General features: G+C 72.7%; 16 protein-coding genes and 1 pseudogene. 12 read left to right on the forward strand and 5 right to left on the reverse strand.

What is annotated here, in order from left to right:
- Window positions 1–51: 51 nt before the first annotated feature.
- Both NNW99_RS01690 and NNW99_RS39045 read left to right on the forward strand, forming a co-directional pair.
- Window positions 52–1,809 (forward strand): ABC transporter ATP-binding protein, encoded by a 1,758-nt coding sequence (locus NNW99_RS01690; protein WP_215116794.1) that lies wholly within the window; start codon window positions 52–54, stop codon window positions 1,807–1,809.
- Window positions 1,806–3,722 (forward strand): ABC transporter ATP-binding protein, encoded by a 1,917-nt coding sequence (locus tag NNW99_RS39045; RefSeq protein ID WP_321170378.1) that lies wholly within the window; start codon window positions 1,806–1,808, stop codon window positions 3,720–3,722. The genes NNW99_RS01690 and NNW99_RS39045 overlap by 4 nt, the downstream gene beginning before the upstream one ends.
- Here NNW99_RS39045 and NNW99_RS01700 read toward each other — a convergent pair.
- A pseudogene (locus NNW99_RS01700) lies at window positions 3,645–4,049 on the reverse strand (DNA-binding response regulator); the annotation flags it as partial. The gene NNW99_RS39045 and the pseudogene NNW99_RS01700 sit on opposite strands and share 78 nt — an antisense overlap.
- Before the next feature lie 438 nt (window positions 4,050–4,487).
- On the opposite strand from NNW99_RS01700, the gene NNW99_RS01705 reads away from it, so the two are divergent.
- Window positions 4,488–6,644, forward strand: coding sequence for a SpoIIE family protein phosphatase (locus tag NNW99_RS01705; RefSeq protein WP_215124108.1), 2,157 nt, complete (start codon window positions 4,488–4,490; stop codon window positions 6,642–6,644).
- Window positions 6,645–6,808: 164 nt separating this feature from the next.
- On the opposite strand, the gene NNW99_RS01710 is transcribed toward NNW99_RS01705, so the two are convergent.
- Window positions 6,809–8,221 carry a S1 family peptidase gene (locus NNW99_RS01710; RefSeq protein WP_215116795.1) on the reverse strand — a complete coding sequence of 471 codons (1,413 nt, stop codon included), beginning with the start codon at window positions 8,219–8,221 and terminating at the stop codon, window positions 6,809–6,811.
- A gap of 745 nt (window positions 8,222–8,966) precedes the next feature.
- Between NNW99_RS01710 and NNW99_RS01715 the strand changes: the two genes are divergently transcribed.
- The 4 genes from NNW99_RS01715 (at window position 8,967) to NNW99_RS01730 (ending at window position 15,150) form a co-directional block, all read left to right on the forward strand.
- Window positions 8,967–9,182: a type A2 lantipeptide gene (locus NNW99_RS01715; RefSeq protein WP_184587045.1), complete on the forward strand. Its 216-nt coding sequence runs from the start codon at window positions 8,967–8,969 to the stop codon at window positions 9,180–9,182.
- Between the two features lie 115 nt (window positions 9,183–9,297).
- Window positions 9,298–10,104 (forward strand): HlyD family efflux transporter periplasmic adaptor subunit, encoded by an 807-nt coding sequence (locus tag NNW99_RS01720; RefSeq protein ID WP_215116796.1) that lies wholly within the window; start codon window positions 9,298–9,300, stop codon window positions 10,102–10,104.
- Window positions 10,101–12,326 carry an NHLP family bacteriocin export ABC transporter peptidase/permease/ATPase subunit gene (locus NNW99_RS01725; protein ID WP_215116797.1) on the forward strand — a complete coding sequence of 742 codons (2,226 nt, stop codon included), beginning with the start codon at window positions 10,101–10,103 and terminating at the stop codon, window positions 12,324–12,326. The genes NNW99_RS01720 and NNW99_RS01725 overlap by 4 nt, the downstream gene beginning before the upstream one ends.
- Window position 12,327: 1 nt before the next feature.
- Window positions 12,328–15,150, forward strand: coding sequence for an NHLP bacteriocin export ABC transporter permease/ATPase subunit (locus tag NNW99_RS01730; protein WP_215116798.1), 2,823 nt, complete (start codon window positions 12,328–12,330; stop codon window positions 15,148–15,150).
- Between the two features lie 4 nt (window positions 15,151–15,154).
- On the opposite strand, the gene NNW99_RS01735 is transcribed toward NNW99_RS01730, so the two are convergent.
- Complete coding sequence (locus NNW99_RS01735; protein WP_215116799.1) at window positions 15,155–15,682, reverse strand: SRPBCC family protein; 528 nt, start codon at window positions 15,680–15,682, stop codon at window positions 15,155–15,157.
- A gap of 6 nt (window positions 15,683–15,688) precedes the next feature.
- Window positions 15,689–16,030 (reverse strand): helix-turn-helix transcriptional regulator, encoded by a 342-nt coding sequence (locus tag NNW99_RS01740; protein WP_215116800.1) that lies wholly within the window; start codon window positions 16,028–16,030, stop codon window positions 15,689–15,691.
- Window positions 16,031–16,163: 133 nt separating this feature from the next.
- On the opposite strand from NNW99_RS01740, the gene NNW99_RS01745 reads away from it, so the two are divergent.
- The 5 genes from NNW99_RS01745 to NNW99_RS01765 are packed head-to-tail and all read left to right on the forward strand — an operon-like array spanning window position 16,164 to window position 19,304.
- Window positions 16,164–17,174: a Ppx/GppA family phosphatase gene (locus NNW99_RS01745; RefSeq protein WP_215116801.1), complete on the forward strand. Its 1,011-nt coding sequence runs from the start codon at window positions 16,164–16,166 to the stop codon at window positions 17,172–17,174.
- Between the two features lie 25 nt (window positions 17,175–17,199).
- Window positions 17,200–17,388: a hypothetical protein gene (locus NNW99_RS01750; RefSeq protein WP_215116802.1), complete on the forward strand. Its 189-nt coding sequence runs from the start codon at window positions 17,200–17,202 to the stop codon at window positions 17,386–17,388.
- A gap of 41 nt (window positions 17,389–17,429) precedes the next feature.
- Window positions 17,430–18,443, forward strand: coding sequence for an iron-containing redox enzyme family protein (locus tag NNW99_RS01755; protein ID WP_215116803.1), 1,014 nt, complete (start codon window positions 17,430–17,432; stop codon window positions 18,441–18,443).
- A gap of 20 nt (window positions 18,444–18,463) precedes the next feature.
- Complete coding sequence (locus tag NNW99_RS01760) at window positions 18,464–19,117, forward strand: HemK2/MTQ2 family protein methyltransferase (RefSeq protein ID WP_215116804.1); 654 nt, start codon at window positions 18,464–18,466, stop codon at window positions 19,115–19,117.
- Window positions 19,098–19,304, forward strand: coding sequence for a CDGSH iron-sulfur domain-containing protein (locus tag NNW99_RS01765; protein ID WP_184587059.1), 207 nt, complete (start codon window positions 19,098–19,100; stop codon window positions 19,302–19,304). Before NNW99_RS01760 ends, NNW99_RS01765 begins: the two co-directional genes overlap by 20 nt.
- Window positions 19,305–19,458: 154 nt before the next feature.
- Here the strand turns inward: NNW99_RS01765 and NNW99_RS01770 are convergent, their stop codons facing one another.
- Window positions 19,459–19,893, reverse strand: coding sequence for a protease inhibitor (locus NNW99_RS01770; protein ID WP_215116805.1), 435 nt, complete (start codon window positions 19,891–19,893; stop codon window positions 19,459–19,461).
- Window positions 19,894–20,217: the final 324 nt, after the last annotated feature.

A 20,217-nucleotide genomic window follows, 5' to 3' on the forward strand; every position in this document is an offset into this window, starting at 1 on the left:
CCTTCGGGGACAGGGCCGCCCGGGGCCCCACCCGTTCCGCGAAAGGCCCCTATGACCCCGCGTGGTGACGACGACCCGGCGGCCGGAGCGGCCCGAGCGCTGCTGCGGGCGGCCACCCGGTACAGCGGGGCCCGCTGTGCGGCCCTGTGCCTGGTGAGCATCGCCGCGACCGGTGCCGGACTGCTGCTGCCCGCCGCGCTCGGCCGGGCCCTCGATCTTCTGCTGGCGCAGGCTCCGGCGACCCGCTGGGTGCTCTACTGCGCCGGCCTCGTGCTGCTGCTCGCGCTGTTCGACGCGGCGCAGACCGTCCTCACCGGCACCGTCGACGCCCGCAGCACCGCCTGGCTGCGCCGCACGCTGACCGGGCACGTCCTGGGTGTCGGTCCCCGGGCGGCCGACCGCTTCGGCTCCGGTGATCTCGTCGCCCGTCTGGTCGGCAACGCGGCCGAGGCGGGGACCACCCCCTCGGCCCGGGCGGCGCTCCTGGCTGCGCTCGCCGGGCCGGTCGGAGGTGTGGTCGCGCTCGGCCTGATCCACTGGTGGCTCGCGGCCGTCTTCCTCGCCGGAGCCCCCGTTCTCACCCTTCTGCTGCGCGCCGTCTCCCGTGACACCTCCGAGAGCGCGGCCCGGTATCAGCGGGCCCAGGGCCGGATCGCGGCCGCGCTGGCGGAGGCCGTCGAGGGCGTCCGTACCGTCCGGGCGGCGGGTACCGAGGACAAGGAGACCGCCCGCGTGCTGCGGCCGCTGCCCGAGCTGTCCGGGGCCGGACACCGTATGTGGCGGGTGCAGGGGCGGGCCGCCGCGCAGGCGGTCGCCGTGGCACCGCTGCTGCATCTCGGGGTCGTCGCCGTGGCCGGTGTGCTGCTCACCCGGGACCGGTTGTCGGTGGGGGACGTCCTCGCGGCCTCGCGGTACGCGGTGCTCGCGACGGGCGTCGGCGTCCTGGTCGGCCGGCTCGCGGGCCTGGCCCGGGCGCGGGCGGCGGCCCGGCGTCTCGGGGAGGTCCGGGCCGAGCCCGCGACCGGGTTCGGCGCGCACCCGCTGCCCGACGGGCCCGGGCGTCTGGAGCTGCGCGGTGTGACGGCCCGGCGCGGCGGACGGGTCGTCCTCGACGGCGTGGACCTCGTCGTGCCGGGCGGCACGACCCTGGCCGTGGTCGGCCCCTCCGGCGCGGGCAAGTCGCTGCTGGCCGCCCTCGCCGGACGGCTGGCCGACCCGGACGAGGGCGAGGTGCTCCTCGACGGGGTTCCGCTGCGCGACCTGCCGCACGCCGACCTGCGCGGTGCCGTGGGCTACGCCTTCGCCCGCCCGGCGCTCCTGGGTGGCACGGTCGGGCAGGCGATCGGCCTCGGCCTGCCGGACCCCTCCCCCGCCCGTGTCCGTGAGGCGGCCCGTACGGCCCTCGCCGACGACTTCGTCCGCCGTCTCCCCGACGGATACGACACGGCCGTCGCCGACGCCCCGCGCTCGGGCGGCGAGTCCCAACGGCTCGGCCTCGCCAGGGCGTTCGCCCACGGCGGCCGGCTGCTGATCCTCGACGACGCCCTCTCCAGCCTGGACACGGTGACGGAACGCCGCATCACCGACGCCCTCCTCGGCGACGGCCCGGGCGGTACCCGGCTGCTGGTCGCCCACCGCAGCGCGACGGCCGCGTGCGCCGACGCGGTGGCCTGGCTGGACGGCGGGCGAGTGCGGGCGGTGGGGCGGCACGAGGAGCTGTGGCGGCTCGCGGAGTACCGGGCGGCGTTCGGGGAGGAGACGGAACCGGCCGGTACGGGTGCGAGCGCGGAGGGGGGTGTGCCGGCATGACGGGCCGGATCCGTACGCGCGCGGCTTCCCAGGACGAAGGATCGCCGGGCGGAACCGGCCTTCCCTCCCGCGGTCTGCGCTTCCTGCTGGCCCGCCGCCCGGTGCTGCTCCGCCTGGTCGCCTGGTCCGTGCTCGAGACCGGGCAGACCTTCCTCATCGGGTACGGCCCCGCCCGCGCCCTGGACGAGGGGTTTCTGCGCGGCCGGGCGGACGTCGGGCTGATCTGGCTGGCGGTGACCGGGCTCGGTGTGCTCGTCGGCGCGTACGGGACCGCTCGGGTGTACGCCGCCGTCGCCGCGCTGGTCGAACCGCTGCGGGACCGGCTCGTGGAGCGGGTCGTCTCCCGCGGGGTGCGGACCGGTGACCCGGGATCGCTGTCCGGGCTCACGCAGCAGGTGGAGATCGCCCGGGACACCTTCGCCGGACTGGTGATGGTCTCCCGCTCCTTCGTGTTCACCGCCGCCGGTGCCCTGGCCGGTCTGTTCGCCCTCGCCCCGCCGCTGCTGCTCGTCGTCGGGCCGCCCCTCGTCGCCGGAGTGGCTCTGTTCGCGGCGACCCTGCGGCCGCTCGCCCGGCGGCAGGAGAGGTTCCTCGTCGCCGACGAGGCGCTGGCCGGCGAGCTGGGCGCGGTCTGTCCGGGCCTGCGGGACATCACCGCGACCGGCGCGGAGGCGCACATCGCCGCCGGCACCGGCGAACGGGTCGAGGCGGAGCTGCGGGCGGCGCGGGCCCTGGCCCACTGGAGCGTGCTGCGCGTGGCGTCCCTGGCGGTCGGCGGGCAGCTGCCGATCGTGCTGCTGCTCGCCGCCGCCCCCTGGCTCCTGGCCCACGGGGTCACCACCGGCGCCCTGGTCGGGGCCCTCGCCTATGTCACCCAGTCCCTGCTGCCCGCCCTGCGCAACCTGGTCCACGGTCTGGGCACCAGCGGCTCCCGTCTGACGGTGGTGCTGCGCAGGCTGGCCCGGACGGACCCCGGCGAGGCCACGGAGAAGTCGGAACCCATCGCTCCGGATGCCACCGAGGGCACGCCTCCGGCCTTCTCCCTCACCTCCGCCACCTTCGCCTACGGCCCCGCCAGCGCGCCCGTGGTCCAGGACCTCGACCTCGCCCTCCCGGCCGGTTCGCACCTGGCCGTCGTCGGCCCGAGCGGCGCCGGCAAGTCGACCCTCACCGCCCTCGTCGCCGGGCTCCTGACGCCGGACCGGGGGACGATCACGGTGGGCGGACACCCCGTGCCCGGGCCGGAGGCGGCCGCCGCGCGGGTGCTCATCCCGCAGGAGGCGTACGTCTTCGACGCCACCCTGGCCGAGAACCTCGCGTATCTGCGGCCGGACCCGGTGCCCGAGGAGGAGCTGCTCGCCGCGGCGGAGGCGGTCGGGCTCGCCCCGCTGGCCGGCCGGCTCGGCGGTCTCGACGCCCGGGTGGACCCGGCGGCCCTGTCGGCAGGCGAACGGCAACTGGTGGCTCTGACCAGGGCCTATCTGTCGTACGCCCCGCTCGCCCTGCTCGACGAGGCGACCTGTCATCTGGATCCGGAGACGGAGGAGCGCGCGGAGCGGGCCTTCGCCGCACGGCCGGGCGGGACCCTGGTGGTCGTCGCCCACCGCATCAGCTCGGCCCGGCGCGCCGGCCGGGTGCTGGTCATGGACGGCAGGAGCACGGCGTACGGCGATCACGAGGAACTGCTGCGGACCTCGGAGCTCTACCGGGACCTCGTCGGCAGCTGGGCGCCCGGCCCGTCCCGGCGGCGGTCAGAGCCAGCCCTGCCCCTGCGAGATGCGGATCGCGTCGATGCGGTTGCGGGCCCCGGTCTTGCGGGTGATGGCGGCCATGTAGTTGCGCACGGTCCCGTGGGACAGGTGCAGGCTTCCGGCTATCTCCGCGATGGAGGCTCCCTCGGCCGCGAGGGTTAAGACGCTCAGCTCCCTGCGGGTCAGCGGCATCTCGGCCGCCTTGAGGAAACCGAAGCCCAGCGAGTCATTGATGAAACGTTCCCCCTCAGCGACGCTGCGGATTCCGCGCAGCAGGTTCTGCGGCGAGCTCTCCTTGTCGACGTAGCCGAGCGCCCCGGCCTCGACCGCCCGCTTCAGCAGTCCGGGCCTGTTCGCGGTCGCGAGCACGAGTAATCGCGGACGCACCCGGTCCGGGCCCGGCCGGGTCAGCTCGCCGAGCGGTGGGATGCCGTAGGAGTCCGCGCACTCCAGGTCCGCCGCGCAGACGTCCGGGCGCACGGTCCGCATCAGGCCCGGGGCGCCGCGCCACGGCGTGTCGTACACCGCCAGATCGGGCTCTCCCCGCAGCCACTCGGCCAGTACCGATCTCACCAGACACTCGTCGTGCACCAACAGCACCCGGATCACTGCCACCCCCTAGATTCGCCGTACGCCCCCCTCGTCGTGTTGAGCGTCTGCTCCATTGTTCGCGATGGTGACCCTGCGTGGGCGCGAAGATCCAGCCATCAAGGTGCGTGGGGGCGCACGCGCGGCGCCCGTACGCCCGGCCGCGCTTCGACTTCGGCGGCATGGGAATCGGTGCTCGGGGTACGCGAGCGCCCTCGACGGAACCCGAAGACTGTAACCGACGGTAACGGCGGGTCGCCCGGGTGCCGCTCGTCGTGCGCGACGGGCCGCCAGGGTGGAGATTTGTTCCTGAGCCCGGTCGCGCGGCCGTGCGAGGAGGTGGTCGGCGTGTCCGACGGGCAGTCGTCCGCACAGGCGCCGGCAGCCGCCGGGACGCCGGTCGGCCGTCCGCTGCTGTCCCTGGCGCTGGCCTCGTTGATGGACGAGGTGCACGCCCACTCCGGCGCGGTGTACCTGATGGCGCCGGATCAGCCCGTGCTGGAGATGGCGGTGATGGCCGGGCTGCCCCGGGCGTTCGCGGCTCCCTGGGAACGGGTGGGGCTGAGCGCGCCGATCCCGGTCGCCGACGCGGCGCGCGAGCGGCGACTGGTCTGGGTCGGCGGCGAGGAGGCGATGGCCCGCCAGTATCCGCGGATCGCCGTGGTGCTGCCCTATCCGTTCGCGCTGGCCGCGGTGCCGGTGGCCACCGAGACCACCGTCTACGGCGCGGTCTTCGTGACCTGGCCCGGCGCCCATCCGGAGGAGCTGTCCGACCACGAGCGCGAGCATCTGACCGCGGCCTGCGACCGGCTCGCGGTGCGGCTGGAGCGGGCGGCCGAACTCAGCATCCCGCCGCACCCCGAGACCGACATGCTGGCCTCGCCCCTGGTGGGCGGGATCGCCGGCACGCTGGGCACGGTCGAGGCGGCCCGGATGGTGAGCCGGCTGCCGTACGGGCTGGTCTCGCTGGATCTGCACGGGCGGGTCGGCTTCGTCAACGCGGCGGCGGCCGAGCTGCTGAACGTGCCCGTCAGCCGGCTGCTCGGCACCCAGCTGTGGGCGTCGGTGCCGTGGCTCAACGACCCGGTGTACGAGGACCGTTACCGGGCGGCGCTGATGAGCCAGCACACCACCTCGTTCGTGGCGCTGCGCCCGCCCGGTGAGTGGCTGTCGTTCCGGCTGTATCCGAGCACCACGGGCCTCAGCGTCCGGATCACCAGATCGCGGGCCGTGTCGGAGATGAACCGGGCCGCGCCCTCGCCCGACGGGACGCCGTCCCGGCTGGTCACCATCTCCCAGGTGCTGAATCTGGCCGGGGCGCTCACCGAGGCGGTCGGGGTGCAGGACGTGGTGCAGCTCGTCGCGGACGAGATCGCCCCGACCGTGGGCAGCCAGGCCCTGGTCGTGCTGGGCTCGCGGGCGAACCGGCTGCGCGTGCTCGGGCATCGCGGGTACCGGGACGCGCACACGGTGGAACAGTTCGACGGGATGCCGCTCACCGAGCCGATGCCCGGCACGAAGGTGCTGCGCACGGGCGTGCCCGCGTTCTTCGAGTCGCGGGAACAGCTGGAGCGCCTCTACCCGGCGCGGCTGGCCACCCCCGACGGGTTCGCGGCCTGGGCCTATCTGCCGCTGATCGCCCAGGGGCGGCCGGTGGGGACGTGTGTGCTCTCCTTCACCGAGCCGCACCCCTTCCCGACGGAGGAGCGGGCGGTGCTGACGAGCCTGGCCGGACTGATCGCCCAGGCGCTGGAGCGGGCGCTGCTCTACGACGCCAAGCACCGGCTCGCGCACGGCCTCCAGGAGGCGCTGCTGCCGCACTCGCTGCCGTCGCTGCCCGGGATCGAGGCGGCCGGCCGCTATGTGCCGGCCACTCAGGGCATGGACATCGGCGGCGACTTCTACGACCTGGTGGGCACGCAGGGGACGGCGGCGGCGGTAATCGGGGACGTGCAGGGGCACAACGTCACGGCGGCCGGGCTGATGGGGCAGGTCCGCACCGCGGTGCGCGCGTACACGGCCGTGGGCCAGGCGCCCGAGGAGGTCATGCGCAGCACCAACCGGCTGCTGCTCGACCTGGGGTCCGACCTGTTCGCCAGCTGTCTGTACCTGCGGCTGGACCCGGCGCACGGCCGGGCCGTGATGTCCCGGGCGGGGCATCCGCCGCCGCTGCTGAGACGGCCGGACGGGCGGGTGCGCGTCCTGGACCTGGCCGGGGGGCCGCTGCTGGGCATCGACGCCTCGGCGGTGTACCCGACGACGGAGGTGGACCTCGCCCCCGGCTCGCTGCTCGTCCTCTACACCGACGGGCTGGTCGAGTCCCCCGGCACGGACTTCGAGGAGGCCCTCGCGGACCTGGGCCGGCGCCTGGCCGACGCCGGGGACCAGCCGCTGGACCAGCTGGCCGACAGTCTCGTTCATCAGGAGCGGCACCACCGGGACGGGGAGGAACGGCTCGACGACATCGCGCTGTTGCTGCTCAGGGCCGTCGGGTAGGTGTGCTGTCCGGGCACGGTACGCGCGGGGGCCGGTCCCCCCGCACGGGGACCGGCCCGGTGCACCGCCGTACGGTGCTCGAAGTGCCGGTGGGCCGGCCCGGTCCCGCCAGGAAGGGGGCGGGACCGGGGCGGCATCGTCGGACCGGCTCCGACGTTCTCAGGTCAGCGGGACTCGGTCAGACCCGAGTTGTCCTCGACGCCCTGCCCGGCGTCCTGACCGGCTCCGGCTTCCTCACCGGCACCGGCTCCCGCTTCCTCGCCTCCGGCCTGCTCGCCGGCACCTGCACCGGCCTCTTCACCGGCGCCGGCCTCCTCACCGGCGCCCGCACCAGCGCCCGCTCCGGCCTCCTCGCCCGCTCCGGCCTCCTCACCGGCACCGGCCTCTTCACCGGCGCCCGCGCCGGCTTCCTCGCCCGCACCGGCCTCTTCACCGGCACCGGCACCCGCGCCCGCGCCGCCCGCGCCGAGGGTCGCGCCGACCGCCTCCAGGGCGGTGGTCACCGGCTGGAAGAAGGTCTCGCCGCCGGCGGTGCAGTCACCGCTGCCGCCCGAGGTCAGGCCGATCGCGAGACCGTCCTGGGTGAACAGCGAGCCGCCGCTGTCGCCGGGCTCGGCGCAGACGTCGGTCTGGATGAGGCCGGTGACGGTGCCCTCGGGGTAGTTCACCGTGGCGTCGAGGCCGAGCACCTGGCCGTCGTTGAGCCCGGTGGTGCTGCCCATCCGGAAGACCTCCTGGCCGACGGTCGCCTCCGCGGCCTCGGTGATCGGGACGGTCTGGTCGCCGGTGTTGACCTCGCTGGGCGCCTCGGTCGCCGGGTCGTCGTACTTCACGAGCGCGAAGTCACCGTCGCCCGGGAAGGTCGACTGGTCGACGGTGGCGATCGGCTGGCCGCCCTGCGCGTCCGACCACTCGTTGCCGCCGAGGGTGCAGTGACCGGCCGTCAGGAAGGCGGGCGAACCGTCGCCCGCGGTGACGTTGAAGCCGAGGGAGCAGCGCGAGCCGCCCGCGAAGATGGCGTCGCCGCCGGAGACGAACGGCTTGAAGGTGCCCTCGGACTTCGACAGGGTCGCCATGTCGGCGCCGAGGCTCTTGACCGTCGATTCCAGTCTGTCCCACTTGGCGCCGGTCACGGTGCTGTCGGCGGTGACCCGCAGCTTGTTCGTGCGCGGGTCGATCGACCACGAGGTGCCCGCGATGGTCGCGTCGGACTTCAGGGTCTGCGCCCCGCTCTGCAGCTCCGACCAGCTGTTCTCGACCTCGCGGACCTGCGCGCCGGCCGCCTTCGCCTGGACGATGACGTTGTTGTTGTCGCCCGGTACGACGTTGACGATGAGCTGCTGGTTGTCGCCGTCGTAGTAGGAGCCGCCGAACGCCTCACCGAGGAGCCCGGAGAGCTGCGAGGCGAGATCCGAGGCGTCGCCCGCCTTCAGTGTCTTCGGCGCGGCGGCCGCGTCGTCGGACGAACCGTCCTGGGACGCGTTGGCGTTGGGGAGCAGGATCGCGGCCGCGCCGAGCGCCACCACGCCGCCCACCGCTATCGCGGCCTTGCGCTTCGGAATTCGCTTGTGACTCAAACTTCTCTCCTCCTGGGGGGACGGAGCCTTGCCGCCGTCCGGCAGCTTCTGGGGGGCGCCTGGATGGCTGTAGGTACGCAGGGGTCGCGTGGGGCGTTCAATCGCGTTTGCAAGTGATCCCTTCGCGTCGCGGAATCAGCCAACTCCCGCTGCCCGCGCACCGACCGCTCGGTCTTCGACTGCCCTGGTCACAGCGAGGGGCCGGGGGGAGGAGTCCGGCCGGCCGAGGACGGCGCCTGGCTTGATGACGATCTTTCGGCGACGGACCTCCTGACGGACCCGCCGAACCGACACGATCCGTATCCGCGCGGAAACGGTCTGTTGCGAACACCGAGTCGAATCCCGACTTCAGCGAATCTGCACATCGAATGCTCAACCCAGTCACCAAGCGGAGGGTTATCCACAAGCGGGAGGCGCCTGTCACGCCTTTGGGGTGGGAGTGCCGGATTCGCCGCCTCCGGATGCAAGGCGTCGGATGAGCCGATGCTGTGGCGCATGTGAAGAAGTCGCCACCGAGACGTGCGCACTCCTGCACCGATGGGTACCGCTGAGGCGCAAGTTCCCTGGTGAGACGCATGGTTGATTGGAAGCACGGACCCGCAGCGTGCTTTGATCCATCGCATCGCGGGAGCCGCTCAGGGCACTCCGGAAACGGGTGCCCGGCGCTCGCGGTCGCGGCCGTCATCTGTCCCCAGAGGGGGCCGCTCCCCCCTTATGAGATATCCATATGAAGGGAAGTTCCACCATGAACTCCACCCCCCAGGTTGAGACCGTCGAGATCGCCGACGCGCAGCTGGACGCCATCTCCGGTGGCCTGTCCGTGAACGCCGTCAACACCGTCACCGACACGGTCGACGGCATCGCCCCGGTCTCCGGCGTCGTCGACACCGCCGTCGGCACCGTCGAGGGTGTCACCGGCCTGAACACGGCCCCGGTCACCGGCCTGGTCTCCGGCCTCTGATCGAGCCTTGTGCCGATGACTCCCGGAACCGCAGCCGGCGGTTCCGGGATCTTCGGGTTCCGTGACCCTTTCCGTCACGGCGAAAAGAACCTCTTCTACGGGTGAGGGAAGTTCCTTGCAGTTCCGCCAACAGGCCCTCGCCAAGCTCCAGTCACCGGAGGAACTCGACCTCCCGGTGCGTTTCGCCCGCCCGCAGGGCTGGCTCGTGCTCTCGGTGACCGTGGTCGCGATGGCGGCCGCCTCCGTGTGGGCGGTGACCGGCTCGGTGGCCTCCACCGTCAGCGCACCCGCCATCCTCACGCACGGGCAGGGCAGCTACCTCCTCCAGAGCCCCGTCGCGGGCCAGGTCACCGCGGTCCTCGTGAAGCAGGGCGAGCAGGTGACCGCGAACTCCCCCGTGCTCAAGGTCCGTACGCCCAAGGGCGAGACCGTCGTCCGCGCGCTCGACGCGGGCCGGGTCTCCGGGCTCGCCGCGACCGTCGGGCAGATCATCCAGACCGGCGCGAACGTGGCCGCCGTCGAGAAGGTCGCCCACACCAAGGACGCGTTGTACGCGACCGTCTACGTCCCCGCCGAGAACGCCGCCTCGATCCCCGACGACGCCTCCGTGGACCTGACCGTGCAGTCGGTGCCGACCCAGGAGTACGGCGTGCTGCGCGGCCATGTGAAGTCGGTGGACCGCGCGGCCCAGTCCCCGCAGCAGATCTCCGCGTTCCTCGGGGACAGTCAGCTCGGCGAGCAGTTCACCAAGAAGGGCAGGCCCGTGGCCGTGACGGTCCGGCTGGACAAGTCGTCCGCCACGAAGAGCGGATACAAGTGGTCGTCCGCGGACGGGCCGCCGTACAAGCTGTCCTCGATGACGATGGCCTCGGGCTCGATCCGGCTCACCGACCAGCGTCCCGTCGACTGGCTGCTGCCATGAGCGCCACCGCACAGGAGCCCCGGAGCAGGCGCCGCGCGGCCCCGCCGAAGCGCAAGGTGCCCAAGGCCGCCGCGAAGACCGTCCGTACGCCCACCGTGCTCCAGATGGAGGCCGTCGAGTGCGGCGCCGCCTCCCTGGCGATGGTGCTCGGCCACTACGGCAAGCACGTCCCGCTGGAGGAGCTGCGCATCGCCTGCGGCGTCTCCCGCGACGGCTCGCGCGCCAGCAACCTCCTCAAGGCGGCCCGCTCCTACGGCCTGACGGCCAAGGGCATGCAGATGGACCTGGCCGCCCTCGCCGAGGTGAAGTCGCCGGCCGTCCTGTTCTGGGAGTTCAACCACTACGTCGTCTACGACGGCATGGGCCGCCGCTTCGGCCGCCGCGGCGTCTACATCAACGACCCCGGCAAGGGCCGCCGCTTCGTCCCGATGGAGGACTTCGACGGCAGCTTCACCGGTGTCGTGCTGGTCATGGAGCCCGGCGAGGACTTCACCCGGGGCGGCCGCAAGCCCGGCGTCCTCGGCGCGATGCCCGCCCGGCTGCGCGGCACCGCGGGCACGATGCCCGCCGCGGTGCTCTCCAGCCTGCTGCTGGTGGCGGTCGGCGCGGCGGTGCCCGCGCTCAGCCGCACCTACATCGACGAGTTCCTGATCGGCAACCAGACCTCGCTGCTCGGTGTGCTGTTCGCGTCGATGGGCGCGTGCGTGCTGCTCACCGTCGTGCTGACCTGGCTCCAGCAGGCCAATCTGCTGCACGGCCGCATCATCTCCTCCACCCTGTCCAGCGCCCGCTTCCTGCGGCATCTGCTGCGGCTGCCGGTGACGTTCTTCTCCCAGCGCAGCCCGGCCGACCTCGTACAGCGCCTGCAGTCCAACGACGCGGTCGCCGAGACCCTGTCCCGCGACCTCGCGGCGGCGGGCGTGGACGCCATCGTGGTCGTCCTGTACGCGGTGCTGCTGTACACCTACGACCCGCAGCTCACCTTCGTCGGCATCAGCGTGGCACTGCTGAACATCGTGGCGATGCGGGTGGTCGTACGGCTGCGCGCGACCCGGACGGCGAAGCTGCGCGCCGACACCGCCCGGCTCACCAACACCGCCTACACCGGTCTTCAGCTCATCGAGACGATGAAGGCGACCGGCGGCGAGGACGGCTACTTCCGCAAGTGGGCCGGGCAGCACGCCACCACGCTGGAGGAGCAGCAGCGGCTCGGTGTGCCGAGTGCCTGGCTGGGCGTGGTCGCGCCGACCCTGGCCACCCTCAACAGCGGGCTCATCCTCTGGATCGGCGGTATGCGGGCGGTCGAGGGCCATATCTCGGTCGGCCTGCTGGTCGCCTTCCAGGCCTTGGTCGCCCGGTTCACGGCCCCGCTGACCCGGCTCAACGGCGTCGCGGGCCGCATCCAGGACTTCGCGGCCGACGTGGCCCGGCTGAAGGACGTGGAGAACTTCAAGGCCGACCCGCTCTACGGGCGGCCCGATTCCGGCGAGTCGACGCGCCGGCTCCAGGGCCATGTCGAGCTGGAGAACATCACCTTCGGCTACAGCCCGCTCGACAAGCCGCTGCTCACGGGCTTCGACCTGACGGTCGGGCCGGGGCGGCAGGTCGCGCTGGTCGGCGGTTCCGGCAGCGGCAAGTCCACGGTGTCGAGGCTGATCTCCGGCCTGTACGCGCCGTGGGAGGGCGTGATCCGCATCGACGGGCAGCGCATCGACGACATTCCGCGCGGGGCGCTGGCCGCCTCCGTCTCCTTCGTCGACCAGGACGTGTTCCTCTTCGAGGGCACCGTCCGCGACAACGTGGCGCTGTGGGACCCCTCCATCCCGGACGACGCGGTGGAGGACGCGCTGCGGGACGCCGCCCTGTACGACGTGATCACCCGCCGTCCCGGCGGCATCCACAGCAAGGTCGAGCAGGACGGCCGCAACTTCTCCGGCGGGCAGCGCCAGCGGCTGGAGATCGCGCGGGCGCTGGTGCGCCGGCCGAGCATCCTGGTGCTCGACGAGGTGACGAGCGCGCTGGACGCGGAGACCGAACTGGTCGTGATGGACAACCTGCGCCGGCGCGGCTGTGCCTGCGTGGTGATCGCGCACCGGCTCAGCACCGTGCGCGACAGCGACGAGATCGTCGTCCTGGAGCACGGCACGGTCGTGGAGCGGGGACGGCACGAGGAGCTGGTGGCGCGCGGCGGCGCGTACGCCACGCTGGTCAGGGAGCGGTGAGATGACGACCGTTCAGGGACATGAGGGCGACCTCGTCCTGGGCGCCTTCGGGCAGATGGGCTCGCGCATCGACTGCGCCGGGTTCAACCGTCTCGACCTGGAGGGGCCGCAGGTGCTGTGGCTCGTCGTCTCCGGCGCCGTGGACCTGTTCGCGGTGGACGCCGGCGAGCAGGGCCACTGGCATCACCTGGGACGTCTCGAGCCGGGCTCGCTGGTACTCGGACCGGTGCCGGGCCCGCAGCACACGCTGGTGGCCCGCCCGCTGCGGGACTGCGTGGTGCACCGCATCGGCCTGCGCGAGCTGTACCAGCCCGCCGACACCGCGACCTGGTCGTACGACGAGTACGGCAATCCGCAGTACGTGCCGCCGACGACGTCTCCGCTGGAGTACGCGCTAGCCCTGGGCGTCGGCCGCAGTCTGTCCATCCTGTTCCAGGCGCCGATGGCGACCGAGCGGGCCGCGGCGCCCACGGACGACGACGTGTTCTGGATGCAGGTGCCGCCGGGCAGCGTGCAGTACGGCTCGCTGTACGGCGCGGAGGCCGCGGCCGATCTGCTGATGGACCCGGGCCTGTGGCAGAGCATGGTCGACCAGCAGTACCGGCTGCTGACCACGCTGGACCGCTGGATCGAGCAGCTGGAGCGCACCCACGAGACGCGCACGGCCGAGGGCATCAAGGCCGGTGAGGCGGTCCGCGCCCAGGCCGACCAGACGCTGCTGGCCTCCATCGGCAAGCGGTCCTCGAAGCGGACCACCTCGGCGGACGCCGACGCCTCGTACGCGGCGTGCAGGCTGGTCGGCCAGGCGGCCGGGATCAAACTCACCGAGCCCACCCAGAAGGGCACCGGCGGCGACCGCCTCGACCCGGTCGAGCAGGTCGCGCTGGCCTCCCGGGTCCGTACCCGGGCCGTGCGCCTGGACGGCCGCTGGTGGCGGGACAACGTCGGGCCGCTGGTCGGTCACCGGGCCCTGTCGGGTGCGCCGGTGGCATTGCTGTGGCGGCGCGGCGGATATGTCGCCGTCCATCCGTCCACCGGGCGTGAGACGCCCGTCGAGAAGGCCAACGCGGACGAGTTCGAGCCGCGTGCGGTGATGTTCTACCGTCCGCTTCCCGAGCGGGGGCTCAGCCCGCTCGGGCTGCTGCGGTTCTGTATGCAGGGCATGCGCGGCGACCTGACCGGTCTGCTGCTGAGCGGCCTGGTGACGGTGGCGATCGGCGCGATGGTGCCCATCGCGACGGGCAAGGTGCTCGGCGAGTTCGTGCCGAAGGCGCAGACGAACCTGATCGTGCAGGTGTGCCTGGCGGTGATGCTCAGCAGCGTGGTGGCGGCGGCCTTCATGCTGTTGCAGAACCTCACCATCCTGCGCATCGAGGGCCGGATCGAGGCCACGCTCCAGCCGGCCGTGTGGGACCGGCTGCTGAGACTGCCGACGCGGTTCTTCACCGAGCGCTCCACCGGCGAGTTGGCCAGCGCGGCCATGGGCATCAGCTCGATCCGCCGGCTGCTGGCGGGAGTCGGGCCGACGGTCGCCCAGTCGGTGACCATCGGGGCGATGAACCTGGGGCTGCTGCTGTGGTTCAGCGTGCCGATGGCGATGGCCGCGATCGGCATGCTCGTCGTCATCGCGGCCGTGTTCCTGGGGCTCGGACTGTGGCAGGTGCGCTGGCAGCGGCGGCTGGTGGTGCTCTCCAACAAGCTGAACAACCAGGCCTTCCAGACCCTGCGCGGTCTGCCCAAGCTGCGGGTGGCCGCCGCCGAGAACTACGCGTACGCCGCGTGGGCGTCGGAGTTCGCGCGCAGCCGTGAGCTCCAGCAGAAGGTCGGGCGCATCAAGAACCTCTCGACGGTGCTGGGCGCGGTGTATCTGCCGCTGTGCACGCTGCTGATGTTCATGCTGCTGGCCGGCCCGGCCCGGGGTTCGATGTCGGCGGCCGCGTTCCTCACCTTCAACACCTCGGTGACGATGGTGCTGACCGCCGTCACCCAGCTGACCGGCTCGTTCGTCTCCGCGGTGGCGGCGCTGCCGTTGTTCGAGGAGATCAGGCCGGTGCTGGACGCGACGCCGGAGGTGCGCGTCGCGAGCACCCGGCCGGGTCCGCTGTCGGGCGCGATCGAGGCCCGGCGGGTGTCCTTCCGGTACTCGGACGACGGTCCGCTGATCCTGGACGAGGTGTCGTTCGAGGTGAAGCCGGGCGAGTTCGTCGCGGTCGTCGGCCCCAGCGGCTGCGGCAAGTCGACGCTGCTGCGCCTGCTGATCGGCTTCGACCGGCCGCTGTCGGGCAGCGTGCTGTACGACGGGCAGGACCTGGGGGCTCTCGACCAGTCGGCGGTGCGCCGCCAGTGCGGTGTGGTGCTCCAGCACGCGCAGCCGTTCACCGGCTCGATCCTGGACGTCATCTGCGGGACCGAGCCGTACACGCCGGAGGAGGCGATGGCGGCGGCCGAGATGGCGGGCCTGGCCGAGGACATCAAGCGGATGCCGATGGGGCTGCACACCATCGTCTCGGGCAGCGGCGCGGTCTCCGGCGGTCAGCGTCAGCGGCTGATGATCGCGCAGGCGCTGATCCGCCGGCCGCGGATCCTCTTCTTCGACGAGGCGACCAGTGCCCTCGACAACGAGACGCAGCGCACGGTCATCGAGAGCACCAAGGCGCTCAACGCGAGCCGGGTCGTCATCGCGCACCGGCTGTCCACGGTGATGGACGCCGACCGGGTCGTGGTGATGGAGGACGGCAAGGTCATCCAGCAGGGCCCGCCCGCTCAGCTGCTCGCCGACACCAGCGGCCGGCTGCACGAGCTGGTGCGGCGCCAGATGGCGTGAGAGGTCACTCCGCCCCGGGCACCGGGGCGCCGGAGGGCACCCCGGCCGCTACATAGGCGGCGTACAGCTCCCGCCAGGGCGCGTCGGCCCCGGCGTGCGGACCGGCGGGACGCTCGCCGCGCGCCCTGGCGTCCAGGGCGGTCAGGCACACCTCCCAGCCGGCGCCGTTGCGGGCTGCGGAATCCTGGGCCTGGAGGACGTTGGTGAGCGTGAGTCGGGTGCGCTTGTCCTCGGTCTCCTCCAAGTCGAAGCGCAGTTCGTCCCCGCCCCACTCGAACGACAGGTGCCGGGGCGGGTCGACGGCGACGACCCGGCCCGTGGAGTCCGCCATGTGCGGGTCGCCGCTGAACCTGACCGTGCCGCCGGGGCGCAGCTCGATCTCGGCGCGGGAGGGGAACCAGCGTTCCAGTTCGTCCGGGTCGGTCACGAACTGCCAGACGCGGTCGACGGGGTGGTCGTAGGTGCGGGTGAAGCGGACGGCGGGGCGGCCGTCGTCCAGGGTCAGATAGGTGCCGGTGAGTTCGGCTGCCATGGCGGATCAGTCCTTCGGTGCGGGTGGTTCCGTGGTGTCCGGCGTCTCGTCGAGGCGGCGTCCCAGCACGTCGAGGCGCTCGTTCCAGAGCGCGCGGTACGGGGCGAGCCAGGCGTCGAGCGCGGCGATCGGGCCCGGGTCGAGGGCGTAGACACGGCGCTGCGCGTCCTGCCGGACCCGGACGAGTCCTGCCTCTCTCAGCACTTTCAGGTGCTTGGAGGTGCTCGGCTGGCTCAGTCCGCACGCCTCGACGATCTCACCGACGGCCCGGGGCCGCTCCAGGAGCAGCGCGACGATGGCCCGCCGGTGGGGGTCGGCGAGGGCGGTCCAGAGGGCGGCGTCGGACATGCCTCCAATATGCCTCTGCCGTTATATTCCAGTCAAGGAATACGACCAGGGTGCCCGTGTCCGATGGCATGACTTCGCCGCACTGCGCGCACAACTTCCGTTGCTCCGCCGCGTAATTGGGTACCCCCGCTCCATGCGAATCAGCGTGGTGGATGTGGGATCGAAGACGGTCAGACTGGTCGTCGCGGACGCTCAGGACGGTGTGCCGCTGCCGGTGCACACCTCCAAGTGGCGACTCAGGCTGTCCGAACAGGTCGCACCGGGGGAACCCATCCCTGAGCAGGCGGTCGGGCAACTCGTCGACGCGGTCGCCGAGGCGGGCCGGACCGCCACCCGGTGGGGTGCGGCCGGTCCGCTCGCCTTCGCGACGGCCGTGGTGCGCAACGCGCCGAACCGGGACGAGGTGCTGCACATCGTCCGCGCCCGTACCGGCATGGAGCTGTGCACCCTGCCGGGTGAGGTCGAGGCCGAGCTGACGTTTCTCGGGGCCCGGCGCTGGATGGGCTGGCGGTCGGGGCCGCTGGCCCTGCTCGACATCGGCGGCGGATCACTGGAAGTCGCCTTCGGACGCGGCCGGTTGCCCGACTTCGTGGCGTCGCTGCCGCTGGGCGCGGGGCGGCTCACCCACGAGTTCTTCGAGGAGGAGGACCCGCCGTCGCCGGAGCTGGTGCGGGCGCTGCGCCGCAGGGTCCGCCATCAGCTGCGGGACGTCGCGGCACGGATCCGCTGGGAGGGGCCGCGTACCGCGGTCGCCACCTCCCGTACCTTTCAGCAGCTGGGCCGGCTGTGCGGCGCCGCGCCCGGACGCCACGGCCCGTTCGTGGACCGGGAGCTGCACCGCGCGGGGCTGCGGGAGGCGATCACGACACTGTCCGCCCTGCCCGCCTCCGAACGCGCGCGCCTGCCCGGTATCTCCGCGCCTCGGGCCGCGCAGAGCCTGGCCGGCGCGGTGGTCGCGCACACCGCGATGAAGCTGACGGGCATCAGATCCGTCACGGTCTGCCCCTGGGCGATCCGCGAGGGCGTGCTGCTGCGGCACATCGAGGACGGTCCGTCCTGGTGGGCGGAGGTGACCCGCCGCAACGAGGAGGCCGCCCCTCCTGACCCGGTGCCGCTGCGCATCGCCGCCGCCGCGGCCCACTGATCACAGAACGCGGAGAGGAAACCCCATGTCGCACGACGAGAACCAGGACGCCTCCGGCGGGCAGCCCGAGACGGCCCTGGAGGAGGTCCTGCGCGAGATAGAGGACGCCGAGAACCGCGCCGAGGAATCCGCGCGGCAGCGGCGTCACCGGGGTGAGGCCGGCGACGCCGTCACACCGAACGAGCGTGCGCAGGAGGAGTCGGAGGGAGAGTGACGCGGGCGGGTGACCGGGCCCCGCCCGGGTACCCGGCGCGCATGGAGCACGACCGCGACGAACCGCGCCCGCCCACCCCGCGCGGCCCGCTGAGCAGGGGCGTCGAGGCGTACCTGCGGGGCGGGGGCCGGCTGCCCCGCCGCGAGGAGGTCGACCGGGCCGAGGTGTACGGCGACGATCTCCAGCTCGCCCTGTACCTCTGCTACGAGCTGCACTACCGCGGCTTCGCGGGAGTGGCCCCGGAGCTGGAGTGGGACCCTGACCTGCTGCGCACCCGGGCGGCCCTGGAGCACCGCTTCCTGTCCGCGCTGCGCACCGACGCCCGGGTCAACGACAGCCTGGACGAGGCACTGGAAGGCCTGCTGGTCGAGCCCGTCCACGGCACGGGTGTCACCCACTTCCTGTGTGACGAGGGCGAGCTGTGGCAGGTGCGCGAGTACGCGGCCCTGCGCTCCCTGTACCACCTCAAGGAGGCCGACCCGCACGCCTGGGTGCTGCCGCGGCTGTGGGGCCGGGCGAAGGCGGCGATGGCTGCGGTGGAGTTCGACGAGTGGGGCGGCGGCCGGGCCGACCGCGTGCACGCGCGGCTGTACGCGGACCTGATGACGGGCCTGGGCCTGGACAGCGCCTACGGCCGCTACCTCGACGCGGCGACCGCCGAGGCCCTGGTCACGGTGAACCTCATGTCCCTCTTCGGTCTGCACCGGGCCCTCAGGGGCGCCCTGGTCGGACACTTCGCGGCGGTCGAGATCACCTCGTCACCGGGGTCGCGGCGGCTCGCCGAGGCGATGCGCTGCACGGGCGCCGGACCCGCGGCCGAGCATTTCTACGACGAGCACGTCGAGGCCGACGCGGTGCACGAGCAGGTGGTGCGCCACGACGTCATCGGCGGTCTGCTGGAGCGGGAGCCGCACCTCGCCCCCGATGTCACCTTCGGGATCGACGCCACCGAGTTCGTCGAGGACCGCTTCGGCACCCGGCTGCTCACCGACTGGCGCGCGTCACGTTCGTCACTGTGTGCACCCCTTGCACAGGAAGCAACCCATATCTCCTGAATACGGGGTACTCGAGGGGCGTGAACCCACTGGCACCCCCGGGCGTCTACGCCCCGCAGGAGGACACCGAGCTGCTGGCCGGTGCCCTGTCCGACGAGCCGCTGCCTCCGGGCGCGGAGGTTCTCGACGTGGGCACCGGAACGGGCGCCCTGGCCTTGGAGGCCGCGCGCCGCGGTCTTCGGGTGACAGCCGTGGACGTGTCCCGGAGCGCCGTGTGGGCCGCGCGGCTGAACGCCCGGCTGGCGGGACTCCCCCTCCGTATCCGGCACGGGAATCTCTTCGATCCCGTGCGCGGGGAGACGTTCGATCTGATCCTGGCCAATCCGCCGTACGTGCCGGCGCCGAGGGGCGACCGGACGCCGCGTGGCGCGGCCCGCGCCTGGGACGCGGGCGGGGACGGACGGCTGGTCGTCGACCGGATCTGCCGGGAGATGCCCGCCCTGCTGCGTCCGGGCGGGGTGCTTCTGCTGGTGCAGTCGGCGCTGAGCGACCCGGACCTGACCGTCGGGAGGCTGCGCGTGTCGGGCCTGAAGGCGGCGGTGACGCGCCGGCACCGGATCGCGTTCGGGCCGGTGCTGCGCGGCCGGGAACGCTGGCTTCGGGGGCGGGGACTGCTGTCCGCCGCCGAGAACGAGGAAGAGCTGGTGGTCGTCCGTGCCGAACTCCCCGTCTGACCGATCAGCGCCGCCGCGGCGCGTAACCGTCCAGCGCAAGGGTCCGCTCCTGGTGGAGGGCCCGGTGGAGGTGGAGCTGGAGGACGGCTCCGTCGTCCGCTCCGACCGCTTCCGCGTGGCCCTGTGCACCTGCCGCCGCAGCCGCCGCTACCCGTGGTGCGACACGAGCCACCGCGACCGGGCGTGACCCGGGGGCGGGCCCCCGGGGCAAAGCCCGGGGGCCGGCGGGCGGCCCCACTCCGCCCGCCGGCCCCCTTGTACGAGATCGCAGATCCCCGCTACGGCAACCCGGCTCCCCAGCAACGGGCCGCCTCTTTCACGGGAACGGCGCGATCCCGGTCTCAGAACGCGAAGAGGCCCGAGCCGTGGGCGTTCTTCACGCAGTCGTTGGAGAACGTGCGCTCATAGGAGACGCGCTGGCCCTGCCAGACACCGTCGACCGTGACGACCACGGGGTCGTACTGCTTCGTACACATCACTCCGTCCCGGACGGTCAGGGCGTCGATGTTCCCGCCGACGCCCTGCAGTTCCGCACAGGCCGAGCCGGCCGCCGGGTGCGTGCCGCCGGACTTCGGGGCACAGGTCAGGGTGACCGCGCGTTCCGGGGTCACGGCGATCGCGCTCTCACCGTGGCCCACCGTGAGTACGAGGGCCGACGGGGCGTAGAGCGCGGTGGGGGCCTGACCCGGACTGGCGAGCGCGGACCCGGTGAGGGGTCCGCAGACGGCGGTGGCCGTCAGGCCGAGGGTCATGGCCCAGCGCGCGGTGTTCCGCATTGTGTGCATCCTTCCGCTCGATTACAGGGTGTGCCGATCCATGCTCGTTCGGTGCCGGATCGGCGAGCGCGAGTCTGCCGAGTCCACCGCCGAAACACACATCGACCCCACCGGTTTCAGTAACATTGCGTATTGAATCAGTGGCGTGAAGTTACGGAATCCGGGCGCGTGAAGCCCGTAACCGCACGGCCCCCGGCGGCACGAAGCGGCCAGATGGCCGATTTCGGGTTGTTCGTTAATAGGCCTGAAACATTCCGATTCCGCTCTCAGCCGACCACTTCGCGGCCCCTTGTGTTCATGCTCCGGCCGAGTAATCGTCATTAC

Origin of the sequence: Streptomyces sp. CRCS-T-1 (genome assembly GCF_024442335.1) — a bacterium.
GTDB classification, from domain to species: domain Bacteria; phylum Actinomycetota; class Actinomycetes; order Streptomycetales; family Streptomycetaceae; genus Streptomyces; species Streptomyces koelreuteriae.